The following is an 11,384-nucleotide window of genomic DNA, read 5'->3' on the forward strand; positions in this document are numbered from 1 at the left end:
ATGGCTGATTCAAGTAGCCAAGATTCCTTGAGGGATAAGCAAGCTGATAGGTTTCAGCTGCTTGAAGCCAATAGAGTCAGGTGCAAAAACGAATTTCCTATCAAAGACCTGACCATCTATGTAATAGCTGACCCAGTACTGGTTGTGCAGCTGAAAAAGCGCCGAGTCGAGGGCTTCAACAGGAGCAGCGGCATGCGGCGGCACTTCGGGAAGCGCATGGCGCAGCGTGGAAGTACGGATGGCTTCGCCCTGCGCGTCGGTACCGTAGCCGTTCGAGCTAACGATAACGTTTTGCAGGGGCTGGTCGTTGTCGTTGATAAGGAATACCTGCCAGCCTGGTGCGTCGGCCGTGGCCGTGGCAGCCTGCTCGTCGGGCGTTATGGCTACGCTAACACCCACAACGGGCCGGAAGGGTATATCTTTTTTCATGAACTCTGAGAAATCAGGTCGGCCGCAAATAACGTGGCCAAATGGGGCAATAAACGCTCCTGCACTTCAGAAACGGGTACTGCGTGGCCCAGCTCGTTTTCCAGCGAAGTCACGGCTTTGTCGGTGATGCCGCAGGGTACAATATGGCCGAAGTAGCTTAGGTCGGTGTTTACGTTGAGAGCGAAGCCGTGCATAGTTACCCAGCGGCTGCACTTTACACCCAACGCACATATTTTGCGCGGGTTGGGCGCGCCCTCTTCAAAATCGAGCCAGACTCCGGTAAGCCCGGCAATGCGGCCGGCGCGCACGCCATAGTCGGCTAGTGTGAGGATAACAGCTTCTTCGAGCAGCCGCAGGTAGCGGTGAATATCGGTGAAGAAGTTGTCGAGGTCGAAGATGGGGTAGCCTACCAGCTGGCCGGGGCCGTGGAAGGTAATATCGCCACCGCGGTTGATGCGGTGGAAGGTGGCACCGTGGGCAGCCAAGCCGGCGTCATCGAGCAGCAAGTGCTCAGGCTTACCGCTTTTGCCCAGCGTATATACCGGCGGATGCTCGCAAAGCAACAAGTGGTTGAGGGTAGCAACCACTTGCTGGCCTGCTTCGGCAGCCAGTCGGTTTTGGGTTTTCAGGGCCAGGGTTTCGGCCAGTAATTGCTCCTGTAGCTCCCAGGTAGGCGCATAGTCTACCATGCCCAGCCGCCGCACCAGCACCTGGTGGCTCTGACCGGCGCTGGCCGGCGCAGCCCCGGTCGCCGGCGGCGTTTCGGGAGCAGTGGCTGGAATTGCGCAAGTGGAGAAGATGGTGGTCATGGTGGGTTAGGCGGGCAAAACGCGGCTGGCCGGAGATGCAGCAGCAGCCTTTATTTTGACTGTCAGCAGATTGTCAGTCTATGGCCGACCGGATGCAGACGTCTTTTTTCCAAGAAAAGACAGCAACCTCCCGGCACAGAACCAAGTACGGCCAGTTTCAAATGGCAGACAAAGGTACTAGATTTCGGCCCAACCCGGTACCCGAACTACTGGTTTCCCAACCCTTGCGCGCTTCTCGCTACCCATAGCCCACCCCGTCATGCTCATTCCATCCCACCAACTCGGCCATGATGGCGAGGAGGCTGCGTTGCACTACCTGCTGGCGCAGGGCTACGAGCTACTGCACCGCAACTTCCGCTTCCGCCGGGCCGAAGTGGATTTGGTGATGCGCCGGCCGCCCGCGCTGCTGGTGCTGGTGGAGGTAAAGGCCCGCTCGTCGGAGCACTATGGCTACCCCGAGGAGTTCGTAACCGAGCGTAAGCGGCAGCTGCTGCGCCTGGCCGCCGAGCATTTGCAGGAAATGCTGGTTTGGCCCACCGATATCCGGTTTGATATTATAGCTCTCACGCCTGCTGCCACCGGCCTGCGGATAGCGCATTTTGAGGATGCTTTTTATTGATCAGCGCAAAGAATAAGGGGCGCCCATTGCGCAACCCGGGTTACTTTCCCTTCTCCCGGTTATCGAGCTTGTCCTTTTCGTAGATGAGCACGCCGTTGCGGTTGTATTCCTTCAATAGAACCGGCTCTTTTACCTCCGGCTCGTAGCCCGACTCGCCGTAGCCGTACACGTAGTGGCGGCGGTCTTTCAGGTTGCGGAAGCCCCAGTAATTTATCCACTCGCCCACGCGCTTACCGTTCTCAAACTGGCCTTCCCACTCGCGCTTGCCGGTGGCCAGGAAGCGGACGTAGTCGCCCTCCATCTGGCCGTTGAGGTAGGGAATCACTTCCTTCAGCTGCTTGCGGTCGGCATCGTAGTAGGTTACGTTGGCGTCGCGTGGGAAGCCCCGTTCGTAGTGCGTTTTGGCGGTCAGAATGTTGTCGGGCGTAAGCTTCTCCCAGCGAAGGTGGCGGGTGCCGTAGGCGAAGAAGCCGGTTTCGATGACCTTGCCGCCACGCATTTTTTTGTACGGGCCGTGCATCACCTTGTCGGTGGCCGGGTTTAGCTCGCCCGTTGCCTTAAATACTTTGCGCTTGCGCGGATTATAGTAGTACACGGCCAGCGCCATAGGATCGGGCTGCCGGAAGGTGCGCAGATAGTAGAATATTTCCACCTCCTGCCGCTTGCCTTTCTGCCCCGACTTGGTGTAGCCCTTTTTGATAGGCTCATTCAGGAAGATGTTCTTCTTCTTTTTAGGCTTTCGCTGAGCGGCTCGCTCCTTGGAACGGGCAGCCCGCTCCTGCTCCTTGCTCAGGGTTACCTGCTTGCCGCCCAGCGTTGGGGCCGCAGCCGTGTCGGCAGTCGTGGTGAGGCTGTCGGGGGCAGCGGCTAGCTGGCCGGCAGCATCGGGCTGGCTGTTAAAGGAAATGGTTTTACGCGAGCAGGAAGCCGAGGCACCGGCCAGTAGCAGCAGCACCGGCAGTAGCAGGGCCGGTGAAGAAGTCAATCGGAACAGACGCATGTAGGAAATCGGGCAGGATTCGTTCGGAGCCAGAAACGTAAAGATATGCGGATTTGGTACCCTTACTTTTGAGCTGCTGGCCTATGGCTCACGGCTGTCGGCTTACAGGCACTCACCACACCAACTATTCGTCCTGGGTTCCCCATTGCCTCACAAACACAAAACCCCAACGGCCAAGGCCGCCGGGGTTTTGTACTCTCTATAACTTTATATACCGCCTAAAGCTATTCGGCGGCCAGCAAATCGGCACTGCGCTTCACAAAGGCAGTTAGCGCCTCGCCTTTCAGCAGGCCCTGAGCCAGCAGTGCTAAGTCGAAGGCCTGGCGGGCCAGCTTGCTGCCGGCTTCGCCTTCGGCACTCAGCACGCGCTGCGTAACCGGGTGATTGGCGTTTACACTCACGGTGTAGGAGTCGGGCAGCGAGCCGAACATCTGCATGCCGCCACCGCCGCCGGTGCGCTGCATATCCTTCATGCGGCGCATAAACTCGGGCAGCGTGATGATGACGGGCGCATCCTGGGGCGAAAGCGCTTCTACCTGCACGTGCATATGGTCGTTGCTGATGGCCTGCTTGAACACGTCGGTCAGGCGGGTTTTGTCGTCGTCGCTCAGTACGCTTTCGGGCGCGTCGTCCTTCTCGATGAGTTTGCCGGTCGTTTCGGCGTCCACGCGCTTGAAAGTCGTTTTTTCGAGCTTCTGCTCCAGCTGGCCGATGAAGTGCGAATCGAGCGGGCCGTCGAGCACCAGCACGTCGTAGCCACGCTCCTGAGCCGCCTGCACGAAGCCGTGCTGGGCCTCGGCATCGGTGGTGTAGAGGATAACCGTCTGCTCGTTCTTGTCCTTCTGGTTGGCCTGCACGAACTCCTGGTACTCGGGCAGCGTGAAGGCCTTGCCGGCTATGTTCTGCACCAGCACGAAATCCTTGGCCTTCTCGTAGAATTTCTCGTCCGAGAGCATGCCGTACTTCACGAACATGCCGATATCCGACCACTTCTGCTCGTAGCCCTCGCGGTCTTTGCGGAACAGCTCGGCCAGCTTGTCGGCTACCTTTTTGGTGATGTACTGGTTGATTTTGCGCACCGCGCCATCGGCCTGCAGGAAGCTGCGGCTCACGTTGAGCGGGATGTCAGGTGAGTCAATCACGCCGTGCAGCAGCATCAGGAACTCGGGCACCACGTCCTTCACCTCATCGGTAATGAATACCTGGCGCGAGTAGAGCTGGATTTTATTGCGCTGCAGCTGCAACTCGTCCTTCACCTTCGGGAAGTAGAGAATACCCGTCAGGTTAAAGGGGTAATCGACGTTGAGGTGAATCCAGAACAGGGGCGGCTCCGAGAACGGGTACAGCTCCTGGTAAAACTTCACGTAGTCCTCGTCGGTGAGGTCGGCAGGCTGCTTGGTCCAGATGGGTTTGATCTGGTTGATAACCTCCCCCTCGAACTCGATTTCGATGGGCAGGAATTTGCAGTACTTGGTGAGAATGCCCTTCAGGCGGGCTTCCTCCAGAAACTCGTCCGAATCGTCGGCGACGTGTAGTACCACGTCGCTACCGCGCTCGGCTTTGGCGTGTTCGCCCTCGGTTTCTTCTAGCGTAAACTCAGTGCTGCCGTCGCAGGTCCAGTGGGCCGTAGCGGTGTCGTCTTTGTACGATTTCGACCAGATTTCCACCTCCTTGGCCACCATGAAGGCCGAGTAGAAACCAAGACCAAACTGACCGATAATCTGGTCTTTCGCCTGGGCATCGGTTTCCTTGTACTTCTCCACGAACTCAGTGGCACCCGAAAAGGCAATCTGGTTGATGTACTTCTTTATTTCCTCGGCCGTCATGCCCAGGCCGCGGTCAGAAATCGTGATTTTGCGGGCTTCCTTGTCAACGGTTACGCGCACCTTCAACTCGCCCAACTCGCCCTTGTACTCGCCCTGGCGGGCCAGGCTCTGGAGTTTCTGAGTGGCATCGACGGCGTTGCTGACCAGCTCGCGCAGGAATATCTCGTGGTCGGAGTAGAGAAATTTCTTGATGATAGGAAAGATGTTCTCGGTGTGAATCGAGATGCTGCCTTTCTCTTGCATAACAGAATCAGAAAAGGTGAGTGAAAACAAAAACCGGCCGTTTTGCCAGCCCCATAGGGCCGGCAACGGCGCGGAACGTTGGTTTCAAACCCTGTTCCAGTCTCCTCCCGGCTGTCAGTTTGACAGCGGCCGGCGCTGCTCGGTCCGGCCCCCGCCCCTACCCAGGTAGCCTTCGCCGGTTTGCCGGAGCCAGTCGAGGGCCATGGCGGCATCATCGAACACCTGCACTTCATAGGCAGGGGCCAGGCAGCTGGTAGCGGCCAGCAGGGCCTCATGCTGCCAATCTGCTTTAAATACCAGTGCCAGGTGCTGTAGCGGCAACGCGGCCAGCTTCACCAGCAAATGGTATTCCGTCTGCGGCTGCCCCATCGACGACAGGTCGGGCATATACTGTAAGTCCAAGAGGCAGGCACGCACCCGTGGGCGGGCGGCGGCGTCCAGGAGATTTTGAAGAGCGGACGGAGCGCGGTGGGGTTGCGCTAAAAACTGCCACTGCGCATGCAGCAGGGTATCGTTTCGCTCGTATCTGACTACCAACGGGCTTTCCAGAGTTTCAACTTCCATTACTTCCGCACGAGTAAACGTCTCTCCAACAACACATATATAAAATGCCGGATGCAATATTACGGCTGATGTGGCATACTACAAATACAAATTTCTGATACCCTGCCTATTTGAGCAAAATACAACTATTCCCATTATGGGTTGGCGGCCTGAGGCAACATGATGTGCAAGTCATACTACGTATAATGCAGTTAACGTCATTCTCATTTCACCCGGCCCGGCCGCACCGGCGGCGCGGGAGGTTGGTTTGCCGTACATTCAATTCTTCGTCCCACTAGTTCTAATGTACAATCTTCGGTCCCGGCTGGCTACAGTGCTGCTCCTGTGCTTTGCACGGGTACTGGTACCCAATGCCTGGATTCTGGCGCTGCACGAGCATCAGCACACGGTGGACGTTGCACTGGAAGCCGGTCCTAACATCCGCCAGGCCGACATCGTCAGCAGCCAGCATAAGCACTGCGCGGTCGACCATTTCTTCAACGCGGCCTTCCAGCCACCGGCTCCGCTGGTGCAACCGGTTCTGCCCGTGGCGTACCGATTGCCCCACTCGATAGCCGCCGCTTCGGTGTGGGACTCGGCCACTCGTATCACAGCCGACCTACGCGGCCCGCCTATGGCTTAACCCTTCGTAAGCTACGCTGCCCTGCTCTCTGCAGGAATCTGCTCCCGCCTTGTTCGAGCAGTGCTTATCAGAGCGTATCCGGGTCTCTTTCGCGGCACTAAGGGTGCGCAGGTCCATTCTTCTTCCTTTTTTGCTTGTTGAGGCGACCGGCCGATTATTACGGCGGGCTGAGGCAGCCACGGTATTGTTGGCTGCCGGGCCTCTCCTATCTCCACTTTTATGCTTCGCTTTTTTATCACGACGGGCTTTGCACTCGGCACTGGTCTGGCGGTGGCCCAAACCACCAACCAGGCACCGGCCGCAACGCGAGCCACGACCAGTGCCCCCGTAACCGGCCGCGTTACCGATGCAGCCACCGGCCAGGCCATGCCCGGAGCCACGGTATACTTCCCCGACCTACGACAGGCAACTGCAACCGACGAAAACGGGCAGTTTAGTTTCGCTAACCTGCCCCGCGGACGGTTTCTAATGCAAGTCCGTTTCGTGGGGTACTCGACTGTGGCCCGTAACGTGGATACGGGCACGAGTACGGCCATTGATGTGGTGCTGGAGCCCACGGCCACCGAAATCGGGCAGGTAGTGGTAACGGGCGTGTCGGCCAGCACCGAGCGGCGCCGCTCGCCCGTTCCCACCACGGTGGTTAGCCAGGTTCAGCTACAGCAAAGTTCGGCCACCAACGCCGTGGATGCGCTGGCCCATGTGCCCGGCCTGAGCCAGATTACCACCGGTGTGGCCATCAGCAAGCCTATCATCCGGGGGCTGGGGGCCAACCGCGTTATCACCCTCAACAACGGCGCCAAGCAGGAAGGCCAGCAGTGGGGCGACGAGCACGGCATCGAAATCGACGAGTTTAGTATCGACCGGGCCGAGATTATCAAGGGGCCGGGTTCGTTGCTGTATGGCTCCGACGGGCTGGCGGGCGTCATCAACTTCCTGCCGCCCGAGCCGGTGGCCGAGGGCCGGGTGCTGGGCGCGGCGGCCGCTACGTATCAAACCAACAACCAGCAGCAGGGCTACTCGCTCTGGAACGCGGGCAACCTCAACGGCTTCAACTGGCAGGTGCGCGGCTCGGGCAAGGTGGCCGGCAACTACCGCAATAAGCTCGACGGCCGGGTGTACAACTCGGGTGCGCGGGAGCTGAACGGTAGCGGCTACGTGGGCTTGAACAAAAGCTGGGGCTACTCGCACCTCACCTTCAACTCCTTCAACCAGCAGTTGGGCCTGATTGAGGGTGCCCGCGACTCGCTGACGGGCCGGTTTCTGAAGGGCGTGCCCACGCTGGATGGCGACGTGGCCGATGTGCCGGTAACCAGCGCCGACCTGCGCGGCTACGGCCTGGCCGTACCCCGCCAGCAAATCAACCACCTGCGCATCGGCACCGACAACAGCTTTATACTGGGCCAGCACCGCCTCACGGCCAACCTGGGCTGGCAGCAGAACCTGCGCCGCGAGTTCGGTAACCCCGCCGACGCGGATGAAACCTCGCTCTTCTTCCAGCTGCGCACCGTAGACTATGCTCTGCGCTGGTTTCTGCCCGAAATGAACGGCTGGAACACCACGTTTGGGGTAAGCGGGATGCAGCAGGAAAACCAGAACAAGGGCGTCGAGTTCCTGATTCCGGCCTACCGGCTGCTTGATGACGGCGTGTTCGGGGTAACTAAAAAGACCTTCGGCCGGCTCGATGTGAGCGGGGGCCTGCGCTACGATTTGCGCCGCATTAAGGCCGACGCGCTGTATCTGAACGAAGAAGAGCAGCCAGTGCCCGCCGGACAGGGCGAAACGAAGTTCGGGGGCTTTACGAGCACTTTTCGCAACGTGAGCGGCAGCCTGGGCGGGGCTTACCTGCTGGGCGAAAAGCTGGTGCTGAAGGCCAACGCGGCCCGCGGCTTCCGGGCACCCAACATTGCCGAGCTGGGCTCGAACGGCAAGCACGAGGGCACGGTACGCTACGAAATCGGAGAGCCGGACCTGAAAGCCGAAACCAGCTTCCAGCTCGATGGCGGCCTGGCTTTCACTTCCGAGCACGTCGATCTGTCGGTCGATGTCTTCCGCAACCGCATCAGCAACTACATTTTCCCGCGCGTGCTGGGAGCGGCCGGCGGCGGCGACTCGCTGTCGGTGGAAGGCGACCAGGTGTTCCGTTACGGGCAGGGCGATGCGCGGCTGGCCGGGGGCGAAATTAGCCTCGACCTGCACCCCCACCCGCTCGACTGGCTGCACTTCGAAAACTCGTTTTCGATGGTGCGGGCCGTGCAGCTCGACCAGCCCGCGGGCCAGCGCAACCTACCCTTCATTCCGGCCGACCGGTTTCAGTCGGAGTTGCGGGTGAGTTTTGCCAAGGTGGGCCGCTCGCGGCTGCGCAACCTGTACGCCCGCACGGCGCTGGAGCACAATTTCGCCCAAAACCGCGTTTTCTCGGCCTTTGAAACCGAAACCCGCACGCCGGGCTACACGCTGGTAAACCTGGGCCTGGGCTCCGACGTGGTATCGACCAAAGACCGCACGCTATTCTCGCTCTATCTCACGCTCAATAACGTGTTCGATGTGGCCTACCAGAACCACCTGAGCCGCCTCAAATACACCGACGTGAATTACGCCACCGGCCGGCAGGGCGTGTTTAACATGGGCCGCAACCTGAGCATGAAACTCATGGTACCGTTGTCGTTTAAGTAGGGTTGCTTCTGCCTGGCAGGCCGATGTGCACGAAAGAATAATGGCCCGGATTATGACCGTTCGCAACGTGCCAACGTACTAGCAGCGAATTTCACTTTCGCCCTTCCCATGAAAACGTTTCTAATACTAACCGCCTTTACCCTCACCCTGCTCGGAAGCCACGCTTCGCAGGCTCAGGTAGTCACCGATTCGACCCAGCTGCGCCGCCAGATGCAGGAGCAGCGCACCATGGATGCCAAAGCTACTTTGGATGCCCAGAAGCAGCAAAGCTCCGCTACAAAGAGCAGCGTTAACGACTCTAAATCGCAGCTAAAAGACCAGAAGCAGGCTATGCGCGAGCAGCAGCGCCAGATGAAAGAACAGAAGATGGAGTTGAAGCGCCAGCGTGCCACTGCCAAGGAAGCCAGCCGCCAGGAAAGCGAAGCCAAAAAAGCCCTGCGCGATGAAAAGCGCCGGACCCGCGAGGCCAAAAAGGCCGGTAACGTATAGCCCCGCGACATTCGGCCGACACCACTATGTACAAAACTCCGGCCCCTGGTCGGAGTTTTTGCGTATCAGCAGTTCACACTTCACCCCAACCCGCTTCCTATGGCCGCCAAACCGACCAAAAATACGCTCATGTTTTACCCCTGGCACCACTTCGTGCTGTTGCCGGCGGCCCTGATTCTGGCCATTTACGGCGTCCGGCGCTACCTGACGGTGGCCGGCGACGACTCCGAAATTTCACGCCTCTGGTTTACGGTGGCCGCGCTGGCCGTGGTGGGCCTCGGCGTGCTACTGATGCTGCGCCAACACTACGCCCTCACGCTCCAGGACCGGCTGTTGCGCCTAGAAGTGCGCCAGCGCTACTTCGAGGTAACTGGCCAAAGCCTGCGCCCGCTCGAAAGCCAGCTCAAGCTAGGCCAGATACTGGCCCTGCGCTTCGCCGGCGACGCCGAGCTAGCCGACCTCACCCAGGCCGCCATCCGCGAGAACCTGTCGTCGAAAGACATTCAGGCCCGCATCAAGGATTTCCACTTCGACGATATGCGGGTCTGATGCGCAGGCGTTCAGAGTAGGCTTCGTCGCCTTAAATTTGCGCAGGAAGACCACTGCTCCGCTGAAGCCTTAGCTGTTTACCCCAACCACCCGTTTATGATTCTTTACAACGTAACCACCAGCCTCGATCCGGAAATTGCCGAGCGGTGGCTGGCTTATATGCAGAACACGCACATGCCGGAGGTGATGGCCACCGGCTTTTTTCTCAAAAGCCAGCTCTGCCGCATGCTCGATGAGGAAGAGGGCGGCATTACCTACGCCTCGCAGTATTACGCCGTGAGCCTGGAGCAGCTCGAAGCTTACCAGGAAGTGGCCGCCCCCGCCCTCCGCGCCGACATGGACAAGCATTTTGGTGGTCGCTACGCCTCGTTCCGCACGATGCTGGAAGTGCTGTAATGGGCTGATTTATTAGCTGCTAGTACGCTCTGTTTGAGCTACAGCCCGGTGTAGGGGCGGGGCTTGTCCCCGCCCGCCGTTAGGAGCCGTTGAACGGCCACGCTCGCGTACACTCTACGGACTCGTTCAACGGCGGGCGGGGACAAGCCCCGCCCCTACAGCGTACTGGCAGCACATCAGGCAACTTCCCGCACGGCGGCCTCGATGGCCGGGTCGCAGGGGAATTGCTGGATTTGCTGGGCAGTGAGGGTACCGTTATGCCACTCCGGGTCGAGGGTAGCGCCCAGCTTCTGGTAGAAACCGATGGCTGGCTCGTTCCACTCCAGCACCTGCCAGCGCAGGCGGTGGGCCCCGCTGTGGCGGGCCTCTGCCACCACGGCCTCGAACAGCCGCCGGCCCAGGCCCGTGCCACGCATGGCTTCGGTTACCACCAAGTCTTCGAGAAACAGCATCCGGCCCTTCCAGGTCGAGTAGGCGGTGTAGTATAGCGCAATGCCCACAATCGGGCCTTCGGGCACTTCCAGGGCCACAAAGAAGCCAAAGATGGGCGCGGGCCCGAATCCGTCGCGCTGCATATCGGCCAGCGTATTCGTGACCTCCTGGGGGGCCTTCTCGTATTCGGCCAGCTCCTGAATCAGGGCCAGCACCTGCGGCAAATCGGCCTCCCGGCCCCGGCGAATAAACATGGCGGTCTGGTGAGTAGTGAGTAGTGAGTAAGCTACGCGCCTTGAGCTATAGTAGGTACTCCCATCAACTTTCCTGCTGGCTTTACGAGCAGCTCTTACTGAGCCTAAAGTAAGGCCCTGAACGCAGAAAGAGCAGCAGCCCGGTGGGGCTGCTGCTCTTTCTGCGTTAGAAAAACTGCCAGCTACATTACCGGCTGCATTTTCTTGATGGATTCGGTGGCGTTAACGGCATTGATTTCGCGGGTTTCATCAGTTTTACCACCCGTGGTATCGACCGGTGCGGGGTAAGACAACGGCGCAACGGTCATATCTTCCTGCCGCTCGTAGTCGGGGTTGCTACAGGAAGTAGCGGAGAGCAGCAGCGAACCGGCCAGCAGGCCGAGCAGGGACATTTTTTTCATATGGGAAAGCAAAAGACTAAGGCACTTACGCGGTTTGCAGCCGCAAAGATACGGCGGTTTGTGCTTAGTTAATAGTGC

General features: G+C 59.3%; 13 protein-coding genes. 6 read left to right on the forward strand and 7 right to left on the reverse strand.

The window, feature by feature from the left end; all coding sequences use genetic code 11:
- Positions 1-9: 9 nt before the first annotated feature.
- Together HW554_RS06505 and lipB are read right to left on the reverse strand one after the other, a co-directional pair.
- Positions 10-429 (reverse strand): hypothetical protein, encoded by a 420-nt coding sequence (locus tag HW554_RS06505; RefSeq protein ID WP_176907771.1) that lies wholly within the window; start codon positions 427-429, stop codon positions 10-12.
- Complete coding sequence (lipB, locus tag HW554_RS06510; RefSeq protein ID WP_176907772.1) at positions 426-1,238, reverse strand: lipoyl(octanoyl) transferase LipB; 813 nt, start codon at positions 1,236-1,238, stop codon at positions 426-428. The genes HW554_RS06505 and lipB overlap by 4 nt, the downstream gene beginning before the upstream one ends.
- A gap of 259 nt (positions 1,239-1,497) precedes the next feature.
- On the opposite strand from lipB, the gene HW554_RS06515 reads away from it, so the two are divergent.
- Positions 1,498-1,857 (forward strand): YraN family protein, encoded by a 360-nt coding sequence (locus HW554_RS06515; RefSeq protein WP_176907773.1) that lies wholly within the window; start codon positions 1,498-1,500, stop codon positions 1,855-1,857.
- A gap of 40 nt (positions 1,858-1,897) precedes the next feature.
- On the opposite strand, the gene HW554_RS06520 is transcribed toward HW554_RS06515, so the two are convergent.
- The 3 genes from HW554_RS06520 to HW554_RS06530 all read right to left on the reverse strand — a co-directional run bounded on the left by HW554_RS06520 (position 1,898) and on the right by HW554_RS06530 (position 5,490).
- Positions 1,898-2,857 carry a toxin-antitoxin system YwqK family antitoxin gene (locus HW554_RS06520; RefSeq protein ID WP_176907774.1) on the reverse strand — a complete coding sequence of 320 codons (960 nt, stop codon included), beginning with the start codon at positions 2,855-2,857 and terminating at the stop codon, positions 1,898-1,900.
- A 224-nt stretch (positions 2,858-3,081) separates the two neighbouring features.
- The gene (gene htpG, locus HW554_RS06525; RefSeq protein WP_176907775.1) at positions 3,082-4,926 is read right to left on the reverse strand and encodes a molecular chaperone HtpG; all 1,845 of its coding nucleotides are present in this window, start codon (positions 4,924-4,926) and stop codon (positions 3,082-3,084) included.
- 114 nt (positions 4,927-5,040) lie between these two features.
- Positions 5,041-5,490 carry a hypothetical protein gene (locus tag HW554_RS06530; RefSeq protein WP_176907776.1) on the reverse strand — a complete coding sequence of 150 codons (450 nt, stop codon included), beginning with the start codon at positions 5,488-5,490 and terminating at the stop codon, positions 5,041-5,043.
- A 283-nt stretch (positions 5,491-5,773) separates the two neighbouring features.
- Between HW554_RS06530 and HW554_RS06535 the strand changes: the two genes are divergently transcribed.
- The 5 genes from HW554_RS06535 to HW554_RS06555 all read left to right on the forward strand — a co-directional run bounded on the left by HW554_RS06535 (position 5,774) and on the right by HW554_RS06555 (position 10,219).
- A complete protein-coding gene (locus HW554_RS06535; RefSeq protein WP_176907777.1) occupies positions 5,774-6,112 on the forward strand; it encodes a hypothetical protein in 339 nt (112 codons plus the stop codon).
- Between the two features lie 219 nt (positions 6,113-6,331).
- Positions 6,332-8,785: a TonB-dependent receptor gene (locus tag HW554_RS06540; RefSeq protein WP_176907778.1), complete on the forward strand. Its 2,454-nt coding sequence runs from the start codon at positions 6,332-6,334 to the stop codon at positions 8,783-8,785.
- A 108-nt stretch (positions 8,786-8,893) separates the two neighbouring features.
- Entirely contained in the window at positions 8,894-9,274 is a 381-nt protein-coding gene (locus HW554_RS06545; protein WP_176907779.1) for a hypothetical protein, read from the forward strand.
- A gap of 99 nt (positions 9,275-9,373) precedes the next feature.
- Positions 9,374-9,823, forward strand: coding sequence for a DUF6526 family protein (locus HW554_RS06550; RefSeq protein WP_176907780.1), 450 nt, complete (start codon positions 9,374-9,376; stop codon positions 9,821-9,823).
- Positions 9,824-9,919: 96 nt separating this feature from the next.
- Entirely contained in the window at positions 9,920-10,219 is a 300-nt protein-coding gene (locus HW554_RS06555) for a DUF4286 family protein (RefSeq protein WP_176907781.1), read from the forward strand.
- A 176-nt stretch (positions 10,220-10,395) separates the two neighbouring features.
- On the opposite strand, the gene HW554_RS06560 is transcribed toward HW554_RS06555, so the two are convergent.
- The gene (locus HW554_RS06560) at positions 10,396-10,905 is read right to left on the reverse strand and encodes a GNAT family N-acetyltransferase (protein ID WP_176907782.1); all 510 of its coding nucleotides are present in this window, start codon (positions 10,903-10,905) and stop codon (positions 10,396-10,398) included.
- 182 nt (positions 10,906-11,087) lie between these two features.
- Entirely contained in the window at positions 11,088-11,306 is a 219-nt protein-coding gene (locus HW554_RS06565; protein WP_176899470.1) for a hypothetical protein, read from the reverse strand.
- Between the last annotated feature and the right edge of the window lie 78 nt (positions 11,307-11,384).

Origin of the sequence: Hymenobacter lapidiphilus (genome assembly GCF_013377885.1) — a bacterium.
GTDB lineage: Bacteria > Bacteroidota > Bacteroidia > Cytophagales > Hymenobacteraceae > Hymenobacter > Hymenobacter lapidiphilus.

Coding starts and splice junctions, on each gene's coding strand:
- HW554_RS06505 (WP_176907771.1), bottom strand. CDS start 429: ATGAAAAAAGATATACCCTTCCGGCCCGTTGTGGGTGTTAGCGTAGCC.
- lipB (WP_176907772.1), bottom strand. CDS start 1,238: ATGACCACCATCTTCTCCACTTGCGCAATTCCAGCCACTGCTCCCGAA.
- HW554_RS06515 (WP_176907773.1), top strand. CDS start 1,498: ATGCTCATTCCATCCCACCAACTCGGCCATGATGGCGAGGAGGCTGCG.
- HW554_RS06520 (WP_176907774.1), bottom strand. CDS start 2,857: ATGCGTCTGTTCCGATTGACTTCTTCACCGGCCCTGCTACTGCCGGTG.
- htpG (WP_176907775.1), bottom strand. CDS start 4,926: ATGCAAGAGAAAGGCAGCATCTCGATTCACACCGAGAACATCTTTCCT.
- HW554_RS06530 (WP_176907776.1), bottom strand. CDS start 5,490: ATGGAAGTTGAAACTCTGGAAAGCCCGTTGGTAGTCAGATACGAGCGA.
- HW554_RS06535 (WP_176907777.1), top strand. CDS start 5,774: ATGTACAATCTTCGGTCCCGGCTGGCTACAGTGCTGCTCCTGTGCTTT.
- HW554_RS06540 (WP_176907778.1), top strand. CDS start 6,332: ATGCTTCGCTTTTTTATCACGACGGGCTTTGCACTCGGCACTGGTCTG.
- HW554_RS06545 (WP_176907779.1), top strand. CDS start 8,894: ATGAAAACGTTTCTAATACTAACCGCCTTTACCCTCACCCTGCTCGGA.
- HW554_RS06550 (WP_176907780.1), top strand. CDS start 9,374: ATGGCCGCCAAACCGACCAAAAATACGCTCATGTTTTACCCCTGGCAC.
- HW554_RS06555 (WP_176907781.1), top strand. CDS start 9,920: ATGATTCTTTACAACGTAACCACCAGCCTCGATCCGGAAATTGCCGAG.
- HW554_RS06560 (WP_176907782.1), bottom strand. CDS start 10,905: ATGTTTATTCGCCGGGGCCGGGAGGCCGATTTGCCGCAGGTGCTGGCC.
- HW554_RS06565 (WP_176899470.1), bottom strand. CDS start 11,306: ATGAAAAAAATGTCCCTGCTCGGCCTGCTGGCCGGTTCGCTGCTGCTC.